Genomic DNA, 21067 nt, shown 5'->3' on the forward strand with positions numbered 1-21067 from the left:
TGCTGCACGAACCGAACCGCCCGACCGCACTGGTCCGCCGACCGGGTCCGCGTCTCGCCGAAGGCCAGCTCACGCATCTCGACCGCGTCCCCGTGGACACCGGACTGGCGCTGCGGCAGTGGGAGGCGTACACCGCCGCCCTGCGCGCCCACGGCTGGCACACCGAGGAGGTCGCGCCCGCCGAGGACTGCCCCGACGCCGTCTTCGTCGAGGACACCGCGGTGGTGTACCGCGACACCGCGCTCATCACCCGGCCCGGCGCCGTGCCGCGGCGCCCGGAGACGGCGGGCACCGAGGCCGCGCTCGCCGCCCGCGGTTACACCCTGCACCACGTGGAGGCCCCGGGCACGCTCGACGGCGGCGACGTGCTCAAGGTGGGCGACACCTTCTACGTCGGCCGGGGCGGGCGCACCGACGACGAGGGCATCGCGCAACTGGCCGCCGTGTTCCGGCCGCTGGGGGTACGGGTCGTCACCGTTCCGGTCAGCCTGGTCCTGCACCTGAAGACGGCGGTCACCGCCCTGCCCGACGGCACGGTCATCGGTCACCCGCCGCTGGTGGAGCACCGCGAACTGTTCCCGCGCTTCCTGGCCGTGCCGGAGGAGTCCGGCGCCCATGTCGTCCTGCTCGGCGAGGGCAGGCTGCTGATGGCGGCCGGGGCGCCGCGCACCGCGGACCTGCTGGCCTCGCTCGGCCACACACCCGTGCCGGTGGACATCAGCGAGTTCGAGAAGCTGGAGGGGTGCGTCACCTGCCTGTCGGTGCGGCTCCGGGACGCACCCGGATGACGCCCGCGAGCCCGGCCGCCGGGGACGCCTCCCACGGGCGGCCGGACGGCGGTACCGGGCCGGACGGCGTTTCCAGGGCGGGCGGGACAGGGCGTGGCTACCCTGTCGCTGTGGGAAGCCATGGGCAGCAGCGCCGGGCGCCGCGCGCCGACCGGTGGCGCCGCGCCGGACTGTTCGGCGCGGCCGGGGCGGCACTCGCGCTGCTGGTGTCGCTGTGCGCCCTGCCGCCGGGCGAGGAGCCCGACAACCGGCCGCCCGTCGAGGTGTTCGGCACACCACCGGCCCCGGACGGCCCGCCCGGCGCGCGGCTCGGACTGGGACTGACCCACACCCGCTACAGCGCCGACGCAGGCGAGCAGGCCGCACGGCAACGCGCCGAGGACTCCCTCACCGAGCTGGCGCTGCCGCAGAACCAGCACATCATGGGCTGGGGCGCGGACAACCCCGAGCCCGCACCCGGCCGGTACGACTTCCGCTCGCTCGACAGCCGCGTCGCCCTGATGCGCCGCACCGGCGCCACCCCCGTCATCACGCTGTGCTGCGCGCCGGACTGGATGAAGGGCGGGCGCGCCGGGCACACCGACTGGGACGAACTGGAGACCGCGCCCCGCCCCGAGCACTACCGGGACTTCGCCGACCTGGCCGGCCGGATCGCGCAGCGCTACCCGGACGTGCGGCACTTCCTGGTGTGGAACGAGTTCAAGGGCTTCTTCGACGAGGAGCGCCGCCGCTGGGACCACGAGGGCTACACCGAGCTGTACAACCTCGTCCACGACGAGGTGAAGCGGGTCCGCGAGGACGCCCTGGTGGGCGGCCCCTACGTGGTGATGGACTCCCACCCCGCGGACCGGCCGGAGCACGCCTCCGCGCTGAAGGGGGAGTGGGGCAGCGTCGACCAGCGGGCGCTGGACGCCGTCACGTACTGGAACGAGCACCGGCACGGCGCCGACTTCGTCGTCGTCGACGGCTCCAGCTACACCAAGGACGGGCAGCTGCTGCCCGACGAGTTCGCCGCCACGGAGAAGTTCACCGCGGTCGGCCGTTGGGTCCGGCGGGAGACCGGGCTGCCGCTGTGGTGGGCCGAGTGGTACGTCGAGACCGCAGACGCGGACGACCGCCGCGAGGGCTGGACCGAGCAGCACCGCACCGCCGTCCAGGCCGCCGCCCTGATCGCGATGGCCAGGGGCGGCGCCGACACGGCGCTGTACTGGAACCCCCAGTCCAGGACGGGCCGGTGCGCGGGCTGCCTGTGGCGCGGCACCGAGGAGGAGGCGGGCGGCGGCGCGCTGCCGATGCTGGACCTGCTCGGCCGGTTCCGCGACGCGTTCCCACCCGGCACCCTCTTCGAGCGCCCGGACACCGGCGGCGACCCGGGGGCGCGGGTGCTCGCCGACGACCGCACGGCCCTGGTGGTCAACACTCGGGACCGGGCGATCACGGTGCGCGTCGACGGCAGCCCGGTGAAGCTGGACCCCCACCAGGTGCGCTGGCTCGACCGCTGAACCGGCCCGCCGCCGCGCTCAGGACAGGGTCAGCATGCGGTGCACCAGCGACGTCAGGACCAGCAGCATCAGCGGCAGCGCGAACCACAGCGTGCCCTGCATCCACGCCTCCCGCCGCGCACCGGGCCGGCCCAGGACCCGCAGCAGCTCCCGGCCCAGCAGCAGCGCCAGCAGCGGCGCGGTGCCCAGCGCCCCCGTCACCGTCCAGTCCGTCCAGGTGATCCGCGGGCCCGGCGGCGCTGCCGCGGGCTCGGGCACCAGGCCCGGAACGGGGTCGCGCATCTCGTACAGGGCGGCGTGCTCGTCGGTGAACACCCGCCGCAGTTCCGGCCGCGTGTCCAGGGCCTGCCGGACCCGTCCCTCCCAGCCCGCGGGATAGCCGGCGTCCAGCTCCAGGAACGCGGACTGGCCGCGGTTGACCACCAGGTACGACTGCGGGCCCGCCCGGCGCAGCTCGCCGACCACCGCGTCCAGCCGTTCGGGGTCGCGCGGTGCGGCGATCGGCACGTAGCTGACCCGTTCCATGTCGCGGGCGCCCCACGGCATCGCCGGAGTGACGTTGACCTCGGGGTCGCTGCTCATCCACAGCAGCCTCGCCGTCGGGCGGTCGTGCGCGTAGACGTACTCCATCGCGGCGACCTCGCCGGGCCGGACCCGCTCGAACGGCTCGTTGCCCCAGCGGGCGACCAGGAACCCGCCGAACAGCAGCAGCCCGACCAGCATCGCCGCTCCCGGCGCCGTCCACCGCCGCCACCGGCCCCGCACCACCGGCCTGGGGCGCTTCGGCACCCGGGCGTCCTGCGGTGCGCCGGCGTCCTGCGGTGAGTCCCGCGGGGTGTCGGAGTCGCGAGCCGTGACGGGGTCCAGCGCCGTGCCGGCGTCCGCCGGTTCCGTCGCCGGGGCGGCGACGGGTGGAGCGGCGGCCGGTTTCCGGCGGGGCCGCCACCGGGGCCCCGCCGCCCAGGCCGGGCGGCGGACGTCGCCCTCCAGGCGGGGGAAGAAGGCGAGAGCGGCCAGCACACAGGCGCCCGGTGTGGCGAACAGGAAGACCCGCAGGGCCATCTCGCCGCCGTAGGACTGCATGCCGAAGGCGAGGAACGGCACCGCGGTGAGCGCCACCAGGCACCGGTCGTCGTACCCGGCGCGCCTGCGCCGCAGCAGTCCCCAGCCGGCCAGGGCGAGCACGCCGCCCGCCAGCGCGACCCGGGCGTAGAGCACCAGCTTGTGCACGGGGTCGCCGCCCTCGATCCGGCCCGACACCGAGGAGGAGACGTTGCCGGTGAGACCGCCGAGTCCGCCGAACAGCTCGTCGAAGTGCCCCGACCAGTAGGGCTCCGCGAGAAACCCCACCCACGCCGCCACCAGCACCGCGCACAGCAGCGGCAGTCCCCGCAGCACCGAGCGCCGCACCAGCACCAGCACGGTGAGCACGCCCAGCATCACGAACGGGGTGAGCTGGTGCCCGGCGACGGCGGCGGTGAACAGGGCCACCAGCACCACCAGCAGCACCGCCGCGGTGCGGCGCGGCACCCGGGCCACCGGCTCCTCGCCGGGCGTGCGCCGGGCGGCAGCCGGGACGGCCGGACGGAACCACACCAGCAGCACCGCGACGAAGCACAGGTACAGCAGGTACGTGAAGCCCTGCGGCGACAGGTAGTCCTGGCCGACCCAGCCGCACAGCACGAAGAACCACGCCGCGCACCACTTCGCCCGGGGCTGGGCGCGCACCGCGTGCAGCAGCACCGCCAGCGGCGCCAGGTACAGCAGCTGGATGGCCAGTGGCCACCAGCGGATCAGCTCGGTCAGGTCCTGCACCCCGGCCGCCCGCACGAGCAGCGCCAGCCCGGCGAAGAAGCCCGGCCAGCTCCACCGGGCGTCGAGGTCGGGCGCGGTCGCGCCGGTGCGCTCCAGGTAGTCGACGAAGCCCAGGTGCTGCCAGGCGGTCGCGAAGCGGGGCTCGGACTCCAGCACCGCGGGCAGCGCGTGCAGGCAGACGACGGTCAACAGCAGCACTGCCGTCAGCAGCGCCGCCGGCGGGCGGCGCAGGAAGAGCGCACCGCCGAAGCACACGGCCAGCAGTGCGCCGCCCAGCAGCGTGGCGGCGGGCAGCACAGACACCAGGCCGAGGCCGCCCATGGCGTCCAGCGAGGTGTCGTCCATGCCGCGCAGCGGCAGCCAGTACAGGGCCAGCGCGACGGCCAGCAGCACCCACCCGGCGGCGACCGGCACCGCCCCCGCCGTCCGCAGCCGCCGCAGGGCACCGGACGGTCGGGGCAGGGTGAGGCGGCGGACGCGGGGCAGCGACGGGGTGAGCCGCAGGTCGGCCAGGTCGCCGTCCGGTGCGGACCGCTCGGCGGCCGGCCGCCGAGCGGCGGGCGAGCCCCGGAGTACGCGGCGCAGCCGCACCCCGGCCACCAGGGCGACCACGCCGAGGCTGGCGACCTCCGCGACGCCCGCGCCGGTGAGCCCCATCATCGGCAGCAGGACCAGGGTCAGGCTGAGCACCATCAGGCACAGCAGACCCTGGAGGTAGGCCAGCCCGGACGTGCGGCTCTGGGCCCGCAGGACCGCGAAGTGCACCTCGACCACCACCCGTAGCAGCGCGCCCACCGCGTACCAGCGCAGCAGCGGGGTCGCGGCCTCCGCGTACCCCGCACCGAAGATGCCCAGGATCTGCGGCGCGAAGACGAAGAGGACCCCGCAGACCGGCAGCATGATGCGGGCCATGCGGCGCAGTGCGGCCCGGCAGTTGGCGGCGAGCCGGTCCGGGTCGTGGGCGCCCTCCACGGTCAGCGACGCGCCCATGTTGAGGGCGAGCAGGTTGACCGTGCCAGCGATGGTCACCGTGATGTAGAAGTACGCGTTGTCGGCGGCGCCCACCTGCGTGGCCACCAGCACCGGCACCAGGAAGACCACCGCGAGCGAGAACAGCGCGCCGGTGCAGTCCCCGGCGAGGAACCGTCCCATCTGCGGGTACGTGGCCGGGCGGGCGGACTCGGCGGTGGCCGCCATGTGCCGGGGCACCAGGCGGCGGAACACCAGCCAGCCCAGCGGCAGTACGGACAGGGCGATCGCCGCCGCCCAGGACACGAAGACCCCGGCCGCGGGAACGGCGGCGGACAGCAGGAACAGCAGCAGCAGCTTGGCGGTGGAGAACACCGTGTTGCCGACCGGCACCCAGGTGGCGCTCCGCAGCCCCGTGAGCACGCCGTCCTGGAGGGTCAGCAGGGACCAGCCGACCACCGCGGCGACGAACACCAGCCCCGGCAGCCAGCCGTGCAGCAGGTCGAACGCGGGACCCCACAGGTCCAGCGTCAGCAGGAACGCGCCGGCCGCCACCGCGACCAGCACCGAACTGAGCGCGTACACCCGCACGACCAGCGTGCGGGTGGTACGGCCGGCGGTGGGGATGAACCGGGCCATCGCCCCGATCAGGGTGAGCGCGGTCAGGCCGGCGAGCAGCTTCATCGCGGCGATCGCCGCCGAGCCGTGGCCGACCGCCTCGTCCGAGTAGTACCGGGCGGCGACCACCCAGTAGCCCAGTCCGAGAACGGCGCTGATGCCGGTGTTGAGCATCAGCGCGTAGGCGTTGCGGAACAGCGGGCTGCCGCGACCCGGCGCGGCGGTGCGCTCCCCGCTGTCCGCGCCCAGGTCCCCCGGCTGGGCTGTGGTGGTGTCAGACACGGACCAGGTGCGCCTTCCGGAGTGCTCGGCGGGCCCCGCGCAGTACGGCGTACCCCTTGCTGAGCGCCCGGTCCGCGACGAGGGTCCGGGCCGCGGTGTCCTCCCCGAGCAGCCGGGTGAACTCCGCCGGTGTGGTGGAGCGGCGAACCGTGAGCCGGGCCAGCGCGTACGGGTTCTGCCGCCGCGGGTCGGCGAGCGTGTTGCCCACCGCCACCGACTGGACGAACCCGGCCGAGCGTACCGCCTCGCGCACCCGCCGGGTGGAGTAGCCGAACGGGTAGGCGAAGGATCTCGGCGGATCGCCCAGCTCCTGGCTGAGGAGTTCCCGGCAGTGCACCACCTCGTGGCGCAGCGCCCGGTCGTCGAGCTGGTCGAGCTGGCGGTGGCGGTGGCTGTGGCCGCCGATCTCCACCCCGGCCGCGGCGAGTTCGCGCAGCTGCGACCAGTCGAGCATCACGTCCGGCGCGGTGCCGGCGGTGTGCGGGCCGCGCAGCCAGCCGGTGGAGGCGAAGACCGTCGCGGTGAAACCGTGCCGGGCGAGCACCGGCAGCGCGTACCGGTGCACCCCCTCGTATCCGTCGTCGAAGGTGATGAGCACCGGCCGGCGCGGCAGCGCCCGCCCGGTGCGCCACAGCCGGGCCAGTTCGGCGGTGGTCAGCGGGGTGCGGCCGGCTTCGGCGAGCAGGGCCATCTGCCCGGCGAAGGCGTCCGGTGACACCGACAGCCTGCTGGCCGCCGCGGACGGGAACCGGGAGACCGCGTGGTACATCAGGATGGGCACCGGTCTCATGGAGTCCCTCTTCCCACCGGGCCGGCCGGCCGGTCCGCACCGCTGCGGACCGGGACGGCAGCGGGGCCTGGAGCCGCCGTGAAGCGGGCCGTGCCGCGCCGGGCGCGGAACGTGCCCACCGCGTATCCGGCGGCTGCCGCCGCGGTACCCGCCACGATCGTGCCGGCCCGGCCGGCACCTCCGGGACGGGCCAGCACGAAGTCCCGCAGGCCGCGGGCGATCCCGGCCGGCAGCACCCGGCTGGTGTAGCGGCGCTCGGTCTCCAGCCCCGCGCCGGCACCCACGCTGCGCGCGACCAGCGCCTTGGACAGCCCTTCGGCGTACGCGCGGGTGCGGAGGTAGCCGAACCGCTCCCGGGCGTGCGGCACCTTGTGGTGGATGACCGCCCGGTCGTCGATGAGCAGCACGGCCCCGGGGATCGCCCGGCTGAGGCGGATGCACAGCTCCGTCTCCTCGCAGCCCAGCGGCAACCGGTCGCCGTCCCGTCCGATACCGGTGGCGAAGCCGCCGACGGCGCCGAACGCGGACCGGCGGAAGGAGGCGTTGCCGCCCAGTACGTTGCGCACCCGCGTCCGGCCGGGGGGCAGGCCGCGGTAGGTGCAGCCCACCGCCCAGTCGAACTCCTCCGGGAACCAGGGCGGGCGGCGGCCGGACGCCCACAGCGGTTCGGTGCGGCCCCCGACCGCGTACACCTCGGGAGAGGTGTACGCGGCGGCGAAGTGCCGCAGCCAGTCGGGGTCGGCGACGGCGTCGTCGTCGAGGAAGGCCACGAACTCCCCTCCGGCCGCGGCGACGCCGGTGTTGCGCCCGGCCGACAGCCCGCGCGGACCGGCGTTGGCCAGTACCCGCACGTCGGCCGACCCCTCGTAGTGCGCCGCCAGACGCTCCCGGAGCGCGGTGTGGTGGTCGACGACCAGCAGGATCTCCCACGGCGGCAGGGACTGGGCGCGCACCGACGCGACCGCGGCGAGGATGTCGTCCCACCGGTCCGGGGTGTAGGCGCAGACGACCACCGAGAAGCGCGCCGTGCTCATCGACGGCCCTCCCTGATGAGCGCGGCGCGGGTCGGGCGGCGGCGCGGGCGGCGGCGTCCGCGTTCCTTGAGGATCACCGACAGCACCCGGAACCCGTCGCGGACCGCCCGCAGGTTGCTGGTGCCGTGGATGCGCTCGTACTCGTGACTGGGGATCTCCTGGACCCGCAGTCCGGCCCTGGCCACCCGTATGTTCATCAGCGTCTCGACCTCGAACCCCTCGCAGTCCAGGTCGAGGTGGTCCAGGCAGTGCCGCCAGAACGCGTTGTATCCGTAGCAGAGATCGGTGTAGCGGGCGCCGAACTTGGCGTTGACCATCGACGTCAGCACACGGTTCCCGAGCTTGCGGACCGGCGTCATGTCGTCGGTGCCGCCGCCGTTGGCGAAGCGGGAGCCCTTGGCGAAGTCGGCGCCGCCGACGAGTGCCGAGACGTAGGCGACGATCTCCTCACCGTCCGCGGACCCGTCGGCGTCGACCATCACGATGATGTCGCCCGTGCAGGCGGCGAACCCGCTGATCAGCGCGTCGCCCTTGCCCTTGCCCCGTTGGGGGACGACCACCACGTCCGGCCGGAGCCCGCGGGCGACGGCCACCGTGTCGTCGGTGGAGTTGCCGTCCACCAGGACCACTTCGTGGATCCAGTCCGGCAGGGTCTTGAAGACGTACGGGAGGTTCTCGGCCTCGTTCATGGCCGGGATCACCACGCTCACCGGCGGGGTGATGGCCAGGTGTGAGGAGACCGGGCGGTACTCGATGGGCGGCGGTCCGGGGACCGGCCGTGCGGAGATCGTCATGTGAACTGCCCTCTCGTCCGGCGGACCTCCCGTCTGGCGGGCGGTCCGAGCGGTTTGTCCGGTTCGAAAGGGGGGGTTCTCTTCCGGCCCCCGGGGCCGGGCATGCCTCTTGGCACACCGGACCCCCGCAGGCCAGGCGAGCTGGCATGTGGGACAGCCGTGCGGTCCCGTCCTGGTTCGCACCAGGAACGGCACCCCCCTACCGCGGCTCCGCGACCTGCGTCCTGACGGCCTTTCGGTTCCTCCCCTGGAACCCTGCGGCCGGACGTCGGCGCGGCTTGGTGTTCGCGATTTTTCGGACGTTGAGGATTCTAGGGCAGGTACAGCGCCAAAGAACCCGATAAGCCTATTTTTCTCTCTTTCTGGCCACCTCCGTCCGAAGTGTGCCGATCCGCTTGAGCAGCCGGTCGGCCGGGGTGAACAGCCGCGGCCGGGTGACCACGGCGTTGCGCAGGGCCCGGGCGGGTGCCCGCCGGGCGCGATGGGCCACGGCTGCCGGGTGCCGCCGGGTCAGCCAGCCCTCGTGGACGGTGAGCTCGCCGGTCTTCAGGGCGTCCTTGTACTCCTTGTCGCCCCGGCCGAGGTCGAGCTGGGTGAGACCCTGCGCCGCGGCGCCCTCGGCCATGCGCAGGTGCAGCGCCAGGCCGGGGGAGAGCTTCGCGAACTGCGGGTCGTACACCGGGAACCAGCAGGCCAGTACGCGGTCGGACCGCAGACCGAAGTGTGCGGCGACCGGCTGCCCGCCGGCGTAGAGGACCGAGAGCAGCCCGGCGAAGCTCTCAGTGCGGGTGTGGAAGAGCCGGGTGAGGAGGTCCACGATCCACGGCTTGGCGAATCGGTCGGACCGGCCGGTGCGCCGGTACTGGGCCGACTTCCAGGCCATCAGGGTGCGCAGCATCTCCGGGTCGCGCTCATCGTGCACGTAGCGGACCTCGCCGACGTCGCGGCCCAGCTTGCGCTCTTTGGCGAGCGTCGTCCGGGTGAACTTCGGGGACCGCTCGCGGAGCCCGGCCAGGTAGGCGTCGTAGCCCTGCCCGACGTCCATCACCGGTGAGGCGAAGGAGCCGCTGGCGTGCGAGGTGAACGCCGGCTGGCCGGCGGCGGCGTGGTCGAACTCCAGCACCGCCAGCCCGCAGCCGCGCAGCAGCACGTCCGCGTCCCAGGCGAAGCCGGGGCGGTGGACGGCGCCCTGGCAGTCGGAGAGCCCCAGGCCCGCCGCCCGACCCACGCCGAGCGGTCCGCGCTGGAAGGGCAGAAAGGCCAGGGGGCGGCGGTCGTCCGGGCCGGCGCGGGCCACCGCGACCCGCACGTCGCGTCGGCAGCCTGCCAGGGCGACGGTGAACTCCGGGGCCAGGAAGGGGTTGGCCAGCTGCGGCGCCGCCTCGAGCGCGGCCTCGGACTGCATCGCCCGCCACGCCGCCCGATCAGCGTCGGCCAGTTCGCCGGGTCTGCACACCTGGATGTCCATCTCACCGTCTCCCCCGCCGCGGTATGCCGTGCTCGGCTGGCCCGGCTGGCCCTGCCCACGCGGTCGGCACGGCCAGGCCCAGCAGGGCCGCTGAGCCGGCGGCGGTGACCACGGCCACGCCGGCCTCGGCCGACCAGTGGTCGCCGACCAGCAGCAGTTGGGCGAGCAGCAGGTTCGCCGTCACCGAACCGAGCAGCGCGACCACTGTGCGGCTGAGCGCGTCGAGCCCGGGCAGCCCGGTGAAGAGCACCGCCGCGGGTGCCGCCAGCAGGAAGAACAGCAGGAGTGGCGCCCGCAACGGCAGGGCGGCGGGGGCGAGGAGCAGAGCGCCGCCCACCAGGGCCACCGCGGCGGCGCCGGCTGCCGGGCGGACCGCGGCGCTCATCGCGCCCGCGGGCACCGCCGGTTCGCCGAACCCGGCCGGTTCACCCGGTTCCGTCGATCCGCTGGGTAACGGGAAATGCGCCGTTCCGTAGTGATCATCGTACTTTTCCCTCATAGCCTGCATGGCCGACTTTGCCCCCCGAAGCGCCGGATGCCAGGCTTCACAATGTGGCGGTGTGATCGTGTGCCAGTCAAGGGGGCGATCGTCCCGGTTCGGTCCCGGTCCTGGTCGGGAACGTGCCCGCCACCGTTGTTCCGCAGGCGTTCGCAGTCGATTCCCCTGTGATTCCCCACACCCGGGGAGTCGGTGGCCGGATGGTCGGGGTGGTACGGGGCCGTACGGGGTCGTACGGAGGTGCGGCGGGGGAGTGAGGGGGAGAATGAACTGGTGTGCGCCGTGTGCGCTGCCCCTTGGCGCTGGTCGCGCCCCCTTGCGGCCCTTCTCACAAGGCCTGAAGCTGTTCGTCAATCCCCTTGCGGGGAAGGTGAATCCCATGACCGGGATACACGCGTGTCCTTCCCGGGCGGTAGGGTTACGCTGCCCGGGCCGGGTGCCGTCTTACGGGTGGGGAGTGACATGGAGCGGATAACAGTGCGTAGCAGGCCTCGCGTGCCTGCCATCAACTGCGGTTCACAGGCGACGAGTTCGCGGCTGGACCGGCACCTCAGCGTGCTCGGTGGGCCCGCGGTGCCGCAGGGTGAGGCGGATGAGGCGACGACGCTGATGCGGGAGCTGACCACACGCGACAGAGTGCGGACCCGGTCGAGTCGCGGTGCCCGCGTCTCCCTGTTCGCGCCGCTTCGCCGGCTTCGCCGCTCGCTCTTCGGAGGCCGCGGCTAGCCACCTGCCCGCCGGAGGCGGCCACGCTCCGGCGAGGGAGTGAGTCCCCACCGACCCAGCGCGACACCAAGGCACTGATCCCGTCCCGCCCGGCGGAACCGGAAGAGGACGCCCGCCTACGGGCCGTAGGCGGGCGTCCTCTTCGGCGTTCAGCCGAGTACGTCGTTCACCCGAGCACGTTCTCCACCGTCACCGAGAAGGAGAACCGGTCCCCCCGGTAGTGGATGCGCACCACGTCGACCGCGCGCCCGGCGGCGTCGTACGTCACCCCCGTGTAGTGCAGGATCGGGCTGAGCAGTGGCACGTCGAGCAGCTTCGCCGTCTCCGGGTCGGCCAGGCGGGCCTCGACGGTGTCCGTGATGCGGGAGATCCGCACCCCCACCTCGTCCCGCAGCAGCTTGGTCATCGGCATGCGCTCGAGGTCGGCCGGCCTGATGTGCGCGGCCGTCTCCGGCCGCACCAGGTTCTCCGCCCAGTTCGTCGGCTCCCCGCTGGCGGGGTCGCGGCGCAGCCGCCGGTAGGACACCGCCTGGTCCAGGTCGGGGAAGTACTCGGCCAGCTCGGCCGGCACCGGGGCCGGCCCGTGCTCCAGCAACGTGGTGACGTCGCCGGACTGCTGCGCCACGATGGTGTCCACCGAGCCCAGCAGCCGCACGGTCCGGCCCCGGCGGGCGTCCGGCTCGATGAACGTGCCGCGCCGCCGGTGCCGGCTGATGAGCCCTTCGGTCTCCAGCTCCTTCAGCGCCTGGCGCATGGTCAGCACGCTCACGCCGTAGTGCTCCGCCAGGGACTCCTCGGTCGGCAGTCGCAGTGGCGCCTCGGGGGAGCGGCCCAGGATCGAGGCCCGCAGTGACTGCGACACCTGGTACCACAGCGGCAGCTTGCGGTTGAGCTCCAGGGAGTCGGGAGCGAAGACGCCCACGGTGCCTCCTGCTGGTCGGGTCATGGGGTCGGGTCATGGGTGAAGTGCCGCTCCAGACCCTGCCACACATCGTCGTAGGCGTCCTGGAGATGCCCGGCGCCCAGCGCCTGCCCGGTCGTGGTCACCGGCCACCGGGTCTCGAACATGAACGCCAGCCCGTCGTCCACCTTCTGCGGCACCAGGTCAGCGGCGCTCGCCCGGTCGAAGGTCTCCCGGTCCGGGCCGTGCGCCGACATCATGTTGTGCAGGGAGCCGCCGCCGGGCACGAAGCCCTCGGCCTTGGCGTCGTAGGCGCCCTCGATCAGCCCCATGTACTCGCTCATCACGTTGCGGTGGAAGTACGGCGGCCGGAAGGTGTCCTCGCCGACGAGCCAGCGCGGCGCGAACACCACGAAGTCCACCGAGGCCTGCCCCGGGGTCTCCGACGGGGAGGTCAGCACGGTGAACAGGGACGGGTCGGGGTGGTCGTAGCTGAGGGAGCCCAGTACGTTGAAGCGCCGCAGGTCGTAGCGGTAGGGCAGGTGGCTGCCGTGCCAGGCCACCACGTCCAGCGGCGAGTGGTCGTAGCGCGCCGCCCAGAGGCTGCCGCAGAACTTGTTGAGTACCTCCACCGGGCCGTCGGACTCCTCGTAGGCGGCCTGCGGGGCTTCGAAGTCCCGGGCGTTGGCCAGCCCGTTGGCTCCGATCGGGCCGAGCTCGGGCAGGTCGAAGGGGCGGCCGTAGTTCTCGCAGACGTAACCGCGGGCGCTCTCGTCCAGCAGTTCCACCCGGAACCGCACCCCGCGCGGGATCAGCACCACGTGCCCGGGGTCGGCGGCCAGCATGCCGAACTCGGTGTGCAGCAGCAGCCCGCCGCGCTCGGGAACGATCAGCAGCTCGCCGTCGGAGTCGCTGAACACCCGGTCGGTCATCGAGGCGTTCGCGGCGTAGAGGTGGATCGCCATGCCCTCGCGGCGGCGGGCGTCGCCGTTGCCTCCCACCGTCCACAGACCGGAGACGAAGTCGGTGCCGGGGGCGGGCTCGGGGAGCGGGTTCCAACGCAGCCGGTTGGGGTCCGGCGTCTCGTCGAAGGGGGCCGTGTGCAGCGTCTCGCCGGCTGCGCGCGGCGGCACCCGGTGGAACGCCGGGTGGGCGGCCGAGGGGCGGACGCGGTACAGCCACGAGCGCCGGTTGTGCGCCCGGGGCTCGGTGAACGCGGTGCCGCTCAGCTGCTCGGCGTACAGCCCCAGGGGCGCCCGCTGCGGCGAGTTGCGTCCGACCGGCAGTGCCCCGGCCACCGCCTCGCTGCTGTGCTCGTTGCCGAAGCCGGTGCGGTAGGTCAGTGCCTCCGCCGTCTTGCGTGCCTGTCCGCCGACGCCCATGTCCGCCCACTTCCACCGCTGAAGAATTCCTTTAGGAGACCATAGGAATAAGGGCGGGGTGCTGCAAGCCCCCACGCCCCCGGGGCCTGGTGAAGTGCTCACGGCACCCGTCCGGCGGTCAGGCGGGGTTCCGCGCCCGCCCCCGGGCCGCCCCCGGCGCCCTGGCGAGCAGTGCCGCCGCCGCCGGATGTGCGGCGCGGTACGGCACCAGCAGCCTGCACATCCGCTCCGCCGCGCGGTCGGCCTCCCCGGAGCGCAGCGAGGGGTGGTCGTCTGCGAAGTCGCGCCAGGTGCCGAACGCCTCCTCCAGCCGTCCGGCGCGCAGCAGCACCTCGGCGAAGCGGGCCCGGGTCAGCGCCCGGCCCCGCACGTCACCGGGCGCGCGTTCGATGACCGAGCGCCGCAGGGCGGCCAGCGCAGCGGGTACGTCGCCCAGGGCCTCCAGAGCCGCAGAGGCCTGGTAGGACAGCGCCGCCGCCGGGTAGCTGGTGAAGGGATCGCCGCCCCCGTCCCCGCCGTCGCAGTCGGCCCTGGTGGCGAACCGCTCGGCGGTGGCCATCGCCTCGACGCTGCCGCGCCGGTCGCCGGCCGTCGCGCGGGCGACCGCCGCCTGGGAGTGGGCGAACGCCCGCACGGCCGGCGGCGTGGCGGACGCCGCGCCCACCGCCGCCTCGGCCAGCCGCAGTGCCGTCTCCCGGTGGTCCAGGCGCAGCGCCTGGGCGCTCATCGCACGGACCACCTGGGTCCACGTCACGCGGTCGCCGGCCTCGTGGGCCAGGCGGTGGGCGTAGCCGTAGTAGTGCTGCGCCAGGCCGTGCAGCCGGCCGTCCTCGTACATCCGGCCCAGGACGAAGGTGAGCCGCCCGGCGGCGGAGAGCAGCGGTGCTTCGGCGCGGGCCGGCAGCGGGTGCCGGAGCATCGGGCTGACGTCGTCGGCGAGGTAGGCGCACAGCGCGGTACGGGCGTTGCGTCCGCCGTGGCTGTCCATCGAGGTGGCGAAGAAGCGGGCCGCGTCCTCCAGTGCTGCGAGCGATCCGGGGGCCTCCCTGCCCGGCACCGGCTGCCGGGGCCGTCCGGGTCGGCGCGGCGGGGGCGACAGGGCGGTGATCGCCTCGGCCACCCGGTACGGGCGCTGGTGCAGCGGTCCGCGGTGTGCGGGGTCGGAGTCGGAGCGGCACAGCGCGGTGAACCCCGCCACCGGGTCGGCGGCCGGCGGGCCCGCGGCGGGTGCGTGGAAGCCGGCGTCCAGCGGGGTGACCGGGCGGGCGAGGCGCCGGGAGAGCGCCTCCGCCGCGAACTGGGCCGCAGGTCGGCGCGGTTCGGTGCCCGCGAGCCAGTGGGCCACGGTGGTGCGGTCGTACCGCAACCGGGTGCCGATCTCGGCGGCCAGGGAGTTCACCGCCCGGGCCAGTGCCTCCTGGGTCCACTCCGCCTCGCCGAGCAGCGCCCGGAGCCGGGTGTTCGGCGTGCGCTGAGGGGACATGCCCCCTTGTTCTCACACCGTGCGGCCGGTCGGCAGGGCGTACGGATGCACGCCGCGCGGCGCCGCTGCCTCGGTGTCATGCGAACGGGGGAGTATCCGGACGCACTGCCGCCTGTCGCTGGCGCGGATGCGGGTCGTGCGGGACGGTCGGGGCATGAATGATCCTTTTGCATATGCCGATGTGGCGTCTTCCAGCGTTTTCTCCTCGTCGGGGGATGTGTTCCCGGTCACGTGTCCGGTGCCGGCGCCTCCCGCCCAGGCTGCGCGACCGGCGCTTTTCGGACTTCCTTCCGGACCGCCCACCGGCGGACCGGCTCCCGCACCAACTCGTTGACGCATGCATGGTTGCCTCGGGGAACTTCCTCGGTACAGTCGGGCGCACCGAGTGCCGAGCCCGCTGCCACTGCTGTCCGCGAGGAGACCCCATGGGGGAGAACACCGGAGCGTTGCGGATCTGTCCGCTCTGCGAGGCGACGTGCGGCCTGCGCGTCACCGTCGAGGAAGGGCGGATCACCGCGGCGCGCGGCGACCGCGACGACGTCTTCAGCCGGGGCTTCATCTGCCCCAAGGGCGCGTCCTTCGGGCAGTTGGACGGCGACCCCGACCGGTTGACCCGGCCGCTCGTGCGGTCGGGCGGCGTGCTGCGTGAGACGGACTGGGACGAGGCGTTCGCCGCCGTCGCCACCGGCCTCGGGGCGGTGCTGGCCGGCGGCGGACCGGAGTCCGTCGCCGTGGTGCTCGGCAATCCCAACGTGCACACCGTGGCCGGCGCGCTGTACCCGGGCGTGCTCATGGGCTCGCTGCCGGGGGCGGCCCTGTACACCGCCAGCACCTTGGACCAGATGCCCAAGCACGTCTCCAGCGGGCTGCTGTACGGCGACCCCGACGCCATCCCGGTGCCCGACCTGGACCGCGCCGACCACCTCCTGGTCGTCGGCGCCAACCCGGTGGAGTCCAACGGAAGCCTGTGCACCGCGCCCGACTTTCCCGGCCGGCTGAAGGCGCTGCGCAGGCGCGGCGGCACACTCACCGTCGTGGACCCGCGCCGCACCAGGACCGCCGCGCTCGCCGACCGGCACGTCACCGTCCGGCCCGGCGGCGACGCGCTGCTGCTGATGGCCATGGTGCACACGCTGTTCGACGAGGACCTGGTGGACACCGGCCCCGCGGGCCCGTCCCTCAGCGGGATCGCCGAGGTCGGGCGGCTGGCCGCCGACTTCCCGCCGGAGGCGGTGGCGGCCCGCTGCGGTGTGCCCGCCGCCACCGTCCGGGAGCTGGCCAGGGAACTGGCCGCCGCCGAACGCGCCGCCGTGTACGGCAGGGTCGGCAGCACCACCGTGGAGTTCGGCACCCTGACCAGCTGGCTGGTGGACGTGCTCACCGCGCTCACCGGCAACCTCGACCGGCCCGGCGGCCTGATGTTCCCGCTGTCCGCCACCGAGCGCGCACCGCGCCCCTCCGGCCCGGGCCGCGGCTTCCGCACCGGGCGGCGCCGCAGCCGGGTCAGCGGGCATCCGGAGGTCAAGTCCGAGTACCCGATGGCCGCGCTCGCCGAGGAGATCGACACCCCGGGTGAGGGGCGCACCCGGGCGGTGCTGACGGTGGGCGCCAACCCGGTGCTGTCCGCGCCCGACGGCGACCGGCTGGACCGGGCGCTGGCCGGACTCGACTTCATGGTCAGCGTCGACCCCTATCTCAACGAGACGTCCCGGCACGCCCACGTGGTGCTGCCGCCGCCCCGCCCGAGCCGCAGCCCGCACTTCGACTTCGCGTTCAACACGCTCGCCGTCCGCAACCAGGTCCGCTACAGCCGGCCGGTGGTCGAGCCGCGCGACGGCGGCGAGCAGAGCGTGCCGGAGACGGAGATCCTGGCGCGGCTGGCGCTGTGCGCCGCCGGGCAGCCGGACGCGCCGCCGGAGTCGGTGGACACCGCGGTCATCGCGCGCCGACTGGGCCGGGCCGTCGCGGACCCGCTCTCCCCGGTGCACGGGCGCGACCCGGACGCACTCGCCCGGGCGCTCACCGGTGCCGACGGCCCCGAGCGCCGCCTCGACATGATGCTCCGCCTCGGCCCCTACGGCGACGGCTTCGGCGCCGACCCCGGCGGGCTGTCGCTGGAACGCCTGCTGGACCACCCGCACGGCATCGACCTGGGTCCGCTGCGCCCCCGGCTGCCCGGCGTGCTGAGCACGCCCTCCGGCACGGTCGAGCTGTGCCCGTCGGCGATCGCCGCCGACGTGCCCCGGCTGCGCGCCTCCCTGGCGGACCGGGATGAGGCCGTGGTGCTGGTCGGCCGCCGGCACCTGAGGTCGAACAACAGCTGGCTGCACAACGTCCCGGCGCTGCGCGGCGGCAGCAACCGCTGCACGCTCCAGGTCCACCCCGGTGACGCCGCCCGGTACGGCCTGGCCGACGGCGAGCCGGCGCGGATCAGCTCGGCAGGCGGCAGCGTCGAGGCGGTGGTGGAGTGCAGCGACACCATGCCGCCCGGGGTGGTGAGCCTGCCGCACGGCTGGGGCCACACCCGGCCGGGCACCCGCATGTCGGTGGCCGCGGTCGAACCGGGTGTCAACGTCAACCAGTTGCTGGACGGTTCGCTGCTGGACCCGCTCTCCGGCACCGCCGTGCTCAACGGGTTCCCGGTCCGGGTCGAGCCGGTGGCGGCGGCCGGGGACCCGGTACCCGCGGGCCACGTGAGCCACGGCACGCGGCAGGGTGCTGACACCGGAAACTAGCGGCGCTAGTTTGGGGGGATGCAGGCACACGACGCTATGTACATCGACGGCGCCTGGCGCCCCGCCCGGGGCACCGCGTCCATCGAGGTCCGCAATCCCGCCGACGAGAGCGTGGTGGGCCGGGTACCGGCCGGCGACGCCGCCGACGTCGACGCGGCCGTCCACGCCGCGCGGGCCGCGCTGCCCGGCTGGGCGGCGACCGCGCCGGCCGAACGGGCCGCCCGGCTCGGCGCGCTCCGCGACCGGCTCGCCGCTCGCCGGGAGGAGATCGCCGAGACCGTCACCGTGGAGCTGGGCGCCCCGCTGAAACTCGCCCGCACGGTGCACGCCGACCTGCCGACCGCGGTCGCCGGCTCGTACGCCGTCATCGCCGCCGAGTACGACTTCGAGGAACGGGTCGGCAACTCCCGCGTCTTCCAGGAGCCCGTCGGCGTGGTCGGGGCCATCACCCCCTGGAACTACCCGCTGCACCAGGTGGTCGCCAAGGCGGCACCCGCCCTGGCGGCCGGCTGCACGGTGGTGCTCAAGCCGGCGGAGGACACCCCGCTGGTCGCCCAGCTGTTCGCGGAGGCCGTGGACGAGGCCGGCTTCCCGCCCGGCGTGTTCAACCTCGTCACCGGCCTGGGGGTCGAGGCCGGGGCGGCGCTGGCCGCACACCCCGAGGTGGACCTCGTCTCCTTCACCGGCTCCACCGCGGTCGGCCGGAAGATCGGCGCGCTCGCCGGCGAGGCCGTCAAGCCGGTGGCGCTCGAACTGGGCGGCAAGTCCGCGAACGTCATCCTGCCCGGCGCCGACCTGGCCAAGGCGGTCAAGGTCGGTGTCGCCAACGTCATGTCCAACTCCGGCCAGACGTGCAGCGCCTGGACCCGCATGCTGGTCCACTCCGACCAGTACGAGGAGGCGGTCCGGCTGGCCGCCGAGGCCGTCGCCCGGTACGTGCCCGGGGACCCCCGGGCGGAGGACACCCGGATCGGCCCGGTGGTGAGCGCCGCGCAGCGCGAGCGCGTCACCGGCTACATCGAGCAGGGCGTGAAGGAGGGCGCCACCCTGGTGGCGGGCGGCCCCACGGCTCCCGAGGGCTGCGAGCGGGGCTACTTCGTCCGCCCCACGGTCTTCGCCGGGGTCACGCCGGACATGGCCATCGCCCAGGAGGAGATCTTCGGGCCGGTGCTGACGGTCCTTGAGTACCGCGACGTCGACGACGCCGTGCGCATCGCCAACGGCACCGTGTACGGCCTGGCCGGCGCGGTGTGGTCGCAGGACGAGGACGAGGCGGTGGCCTTCGCCCGGCGGCTCGACACCGGCCAGGTCGACATCAACGGCGGCCGTTTCAACCCGCTGGCGCCCTTCGGCGGTTACAAGCACTCCGGCGTGGGCCGGGAGCTGGGCCGCCACGGCCTGGCCGAGTACCTCCAGACCAAGTCCCTGCAGTTCTGAAGGAGGCCACCGACGTGGTCCGTGCCGCCGTCCTGTCCGCCGTCAACGCACCCCTGGAGATCACCGAGATCTCGCTGCCCGACCCCGGTCCCGGCCAGGTGGGGGTGCGGCTGGCCGCCGCCGGGGTCTGCCACTCCGACCTGTCGCTGTCCCGCGGCGTCCTGCGCCAGCCCGTCCCCGCGGTACTCGGCCACGAGGGCGCCGGCACGGTGACCGCCGTCGGGGAGGGCGTCACGGCCGTGGCCCCCGGGGACCGGGTGGTGCTCAACTGGGCGCCGTCCTGCGGCACCTGCCACTTCTGCGCGAAGCTGGGCGAGCCCTGGCTGTGCCTGCACGCCAACGCCGCCACCACCGTGCCGTACGCGCGGGGTGCCGACGGCACCGAGCTGTACCCGGGTCTGAGCACGGCCGCGTTCGCGGAGGAGACCGTGGTGCCCGAGCGCGCGGTGCTGCCGCTGCCGGACGGCATCCCGCTCACGGACGCGGCGCTGCTCGGTTGCGCGGTGCTCACCGGGTACGGCGCCGTCCACCACTGCGCCCGGGTGGCGCCCGGGGAGTCGGTCGCCGTCTTCGGTGTCGGCGGCATCGGGCTGGCGGTGCTGCAGTCGGCGCGGATCGCGGGCGCGGAGCGCATCGTCGCGGTCGACGTGTCGGAGGACAAGGCGGAGCTGGCCGCGGCGGCCGGAGCCACCGACTTCGTGCTCTCCTCGGAGACGACCGCGAAGGAGATCCGCGCGCTCACCGGCGGCTGGGGCGCGGACGTGGCGGTGGAGTGCGTCGGCCGCTCGTCGACCATCCGGGCCGCCTGGTCCTCGACCCGCAGGGGCGGCCGGGTGGCGGTGGTGGGCATCGGCGGCAAGGAGGACATGGTGAGCTTCTCCGCGCTGGAGGTCTTCCACTTCGCCCGCACGCTGTCCGGCTGCGTCTACGGCAACTGCGACCCGGCGCGGGACCTGCCGGTCGTCGCCGCCCACGTACGGGAGGGCCGCCTCGACCTGGGGGCGCTGGTCACCGAGCGGGTCGGCCTGGACGGCATCGCGGACGCCTTCGACGCGATGCGGGCGGGCCGGGGAGGCCGGACCCTGGTCGTCTTCTAGCCCCGTCGCCCGTCGCCCGCCACCCGTCGCCCGCCAGCCGGTCCGCTCAGGCCGGGCGGCCGGCGGCGGGGGCCTGCTCGGGGCGGGCGCCGTCGGCGGGGAAGGTGAGGGCGAGGCCGTCCACGAGGGCGCGCAGGCCGGTCTCGAACGCGCCCTCGTCCACCTGCTGCTGGTGTTCGGCGAGCAGGTGGGCCTGATCCAGGTGCGGGTAGTCCCCGGCGTAGACGGCGGCGTCGTCGACGAATCCGCGGGCGAACGAGCCCAGCGCGGAGCCGGCCACGAAGTAGCGCATGAGCGCGCCGATGCGGGTGGCCTGGGCCCGGGACCAGCCCGCGGCCGTCATCGCGCCGAACACCGCGTCCGCCATGCGCAACTGGCTGGGACGCCGCCCTGGCCCGCGGGCCAGGTGCGGCACGATGTGCGGATGCGCGGCGAGGGCCGCCCGGTAGGAGCGCGCCCAGGTCAGCAGGGCGGTCCGCCAGTCGGTGGCGTCCTCGAACATCGAAAGGTCGACATCGGCGCAGACCCGGTCGGCCACCGCGTCGAGAATCGCGTCCTTGGTCCTGAAGTGGTTGTAGAGCGAGGGCCCGCTCACGCCCAGTTCGGCGGCCAGCCGGCGGGTCGAGACGGCCTCCAGCCCCTCGGCGTCCACCAGGGCGAGAGCCGCCACCACGATGCGTTCTCGACTCAGCAGGGGCTTGCGGGGACGGGCCATGCGCCCCATAGTAGGCCCCGTACCCATAAAAC

At 74.3% G+C, this 21067-nt stretch carries 16 protein-coding genes; 6 read left to right on the forward strand and 10 right to left on the reverse strand.

Annotated features, from left to right (window positions below):
* The first annotated feature begins 2 nt into the window (after positions 1–2).
* Positions 3–788: a dimethylargininase gene (ddaH, locus tag QNO07_RS20075; RefSeq protein ID WP_349636857.1), complete on the forward strand. Its 786-nt coding sequence runs from the start codon at positions 3–5 to the stop codon at positions 786–788.
* A gap of 110 nt (positions 789–898) precedes the next feature.
* Entirely contained in the window at positions 899–2290 is a 1392-nt protein-coding gene (locus QNO07_RS20080; protein WP_283993576.1) for a xylan 1,4-beta-xylosidase, read from the forward strand.
* Positions 2291–2308: 18 nt separating this feature from the next.
* On the opposite strand, the gene QNO07_RS20085 is transcribed toward QNO07_RS20080, so the two are convergent.
* The 6 genes from QNO07_RS20085 to QNO07_RS20110 all read right to left on the reverse strand — a co-directional run bounded on the left by QNO07_RS20085 (position 2309) and on the right by QNO07_RS20110 (position 10445).
* A complete protein-coding gene (locus tag QNO07_RS20085) occupies positions 2309–5974 on the reverse strand; it encodes a lipopolysaccharide biosynthesis protein (RefSeq protein WP_502961893.1) in 3666 nt (1221 codons plus the stop codon).
* The gene (locus QNO07_RS20090; protein WP_283993577.1) at positions 5967–6764 is read right to left on the reverse strand and encodes a polysaccharide deacetylase family protein; all 798 of its coding nucleotides are present in this window, start codon (positions 6762–6764) and stop codon (positions 5967–5969) included. Before QNO07_RS20090 ends, QNO07_RS20085 begins: the two co-directional genes overlap by 8 nt.
* Positions 6761–7798: a glycosyltransferase family 2 protein gene (locus QNO07_RS20095; protein ID WP_283993578.1), complete on the reverse strand. Its 1038-nt coding sequence runs from the start codon at positions 7796–7798 to the stop codon at positions 6761–6763. Before QNO07_RS20095 ends, QNO07_RS20090 begins: the two co-directional genes overlap by 4 nt.
* Positions 7795–8592 (reverse strand): glycosyltransferase family 2 protein, encoded by a 798-nt coding sequence (locus QNO07_RS20100; protein WP_283993579.1) that lies wholly within the window; start codon positions 8590–8592, stop codon positions 7795–7797. Before QNO07_RS20100 ends, QNO07_RS20095 begins: the two co-directional genes overlap by 4 nt.
* Positions 8593–8938: 346 nt before the next feature.
* On the reverse strand, positions 8939–10060 hold the full coding sequence (locus QNO07_RS20105; protein ID WP_283993580.1) for a GNAT family N-acetyltransferase: 1122 nt from the start codon (positions 10058–10060) through the stop codon (positions 8939–8941).
* Between the two features lies 1 nt (position 10061).
* Positions 10062–10445 (reverse strand): hypothetical protein, encoded by a 384-nt coding sequence (locus QNO07_RS20110; RefSeq protein WP_283993581.1) that lies wholly within the window; start codon positions 10443–10445, stop codon positions 10062–10064.
* 576 nt (positions 10446–11021) lie between these two features.
* Here QNO07_RS20110 and QNO07_RS20115 point away from each other — a divergent pair.
* Positions 11022–11285: a hypothetical protein gene (locus tag QNO07_RS20115; RefSeq protein WP_283993582.1), complete on the forward strand. Its 264-nt coding sequence runs from the start codon at positions 11022–11024 to the stop codon at positions 11283–11285.
* A gap of 166 nt (positions 11286–11451) precedes the next feature.
* Here QNO07_RS20115 and QNO07_RS20120 read toward each other — a convergent pair whose 3' ends face one another.
* The 3 genes from QNO07_RS20120 to QNO07_RS20130 all read right to left on the reverse strand — a co-directional run bounded on the left by QNO07_RS20120 (position 11452) and on the right by QNO07_RS20130 (position 15051).
* Positions 11452–12207: a GntR family transcriptional regulator gene (locus QNO07_RS20120; protein WP_283993583.1), complete on the reverse strand. Its 756-nt coding sequence runs from the start codon at positions 12205–12207 to the stop codon at positions 11452–11454.
* Positions 12208–12227: 20 nt separating this feature from the next.
* The gene (gene hmgA / locus QNO07_RS20125; protein ID WP_283993584.1) at positions 12228–13568 is read right to left on the reverse strand and encodes a homogentisate 1,2-dioxygenase; all 1341 of its coding nucleotides are present in this window, start codon (positions 13566–13568) and stop codon (positions 12228–12230) included.
* Positions 13569–13686: 118 nt separating this feature from the next.
* A complete protein-coding gene (locus QNO07_RS20130; protein ID WP_283993585.1) occupies positions 13687–15051 on the reverse strand; it encodes an NsdA family TPR-like regulatory protein in 1365 nt (454 codons plus the stop codon).
* A 425-nt stretch (positions 15052–15476) separates the two neighbouring features.
* Here QNO07_RS20130 and QNO07_RS20135 point away from each other — a divergent pair, with 425 nt between their 5' ends.
* Genes QNO07_RS20135 through QNO07_RS20145 form a run of 3 tightly spaced genes read left to right on the forward strand, consistent with a single transcriptional unit; the run spans position 15477 to position 20320 of the window.
* Positions 15477–17786: a molybdopterin oxidoreductase family protein gene (locus tag QNO07_RS20135; protein WP_283993586.1), complete on the forward strand. Its 2310-nt coding sequence runs from the start codon at positions 15477–15479 to the stop codon at positions 17784–17786.
* Between the two features lie 18 nt (positions 17787–17804).
* Positions 17805–19223, forward strand: a complete 1419-nt coding sequence (locus tag QNO07_RS20140; RefSeq protein ID WP_283993587.1) for an aldehyde dehydrogenase family protein — start codon at positions 17805–17807, stop codon at positions 19221–19223.
* A gap of 14 nt (positions 19224–19237) precedes the next feature.
* Complete coding sequence (locus QNO07_RS20145; RefSeq protein ID WP_283993588.1) at positions 19238–20320, forward strand: Zn-dependent alcohol dehydrogenase; 1083 nt, start codon at positions 19238–19240, stop codon at positions 20318–20320.
* Between the two features lie 46 nt (positions 20321–20366).
* On the opposite strand, the gene QNO07_RS20150 is transcribed toward QNO07_RS20145, so the two are convergent.
* Positions 20367–21035: a TetR/AcrR family transcriptional regulator gene (locus tag QNO07_RS20150; RefSeq protein ID WP_283993589.1), complete on the reverse strand. Its 669-nt coding sequence runs from the start codon at positions 21033–21035 to the stop codon at positions 20367–20369.
* Between the last annotated feature and the right edge of the window lie 32 nt (positions 21036–21067).

This window comes from Streptomyces sp. 549 (assembly GCF_030124175.1).
In the GTDB taxonomy this organism is placed as follows: domain Bacteria; phylum Actinomycetota; class Actinomycetes; order Streptomycetales; family Streptomycetaceae; genus Streptomyces.

Excerpts from the sequence above, each read along its gene's own strand:
- QNO07_RS20095 (WP_283993578.1), bottom strand. The coding sequence starts at position 7,798 with ATGAGCACGGCGCGCTTCTCGGTGGTCGTCTGCGCCTACACCCCGGAC.
- QNO07_RS20140 (WP_283993587.1), top strand. The coding sequence starts at position 17,805 with ATGCAGGCACACGACGCTATGTACATCGACGGCGCCTGGCGCCCCGCC.
- hmgA (WP_283993584.1), bottom strand. The coding sequence starts at position 13,568 with ATGGGCGTCGGCGGACAGGCACGCAAGACGGCGGAGGCACTGACCTAC.
- QNO07_RS20100 (WP_283993579.1), bottom strand. The coding sequence starts at position 8,592 with ATGACGATCTCCGCACGGCCGGTCCCCGGACCGCCGCCCATCGAGTAC.
- QNO07_RS20135 (WP_283993586.1), top strand. The coding sequence starts at position 15,477 with ATGGGGGAGAACACCGGAGCGTTGCGGATCTGTCCGCTCTGCGAGGCG.
- QNO07_RS20105 (WP_283993580.1), bottom strand. The coding sequence starts at position 10,060 with ATGGACATCCAGGTGTGCAGACCCGGCGAACTGGCCGACGCTGATCGG.
- QNO07_RS20115 (WP_283993582.1), top strand. The coding sequence starts at position 11,022 with ATGGAGCGGATAACAGTGCGTAGCAGGCCTCGCGTGCCTGCCATCAAC.
- QNO07_RS20150 (WP_283993589.1), bottom strand. The coding sequence starts at position 21,035 with ATGGCCCGTCCCCGCAAGCCCCTGCTGAGTCGAGAACGCATCGTGGTG.
- QNO07_RS20090 (WP_283993577.1), bottom strand. The coding sequence starts at position 6,764 with ATGAGACCGGTGCCCATCCTGATGTACCACGCGGTCTCCCGGTTCCCG.
- QNO07_RS20130 (WP_283993585.1), bottom strand. The coding sequence starts at position 15,051 with ATGTCCCCTCAGCGCACGCCGAACACCCGGCTCCGGGCGCTGCTCGGC.
- QNO07_RS20110 (WP_283993581.1), bottom strand. The coding sequence starts at position 10,445 with ATGAGCGCCGCGGTCCGCCCGGCAGCCGGCGCCGCCGCGGTGGCCCTG.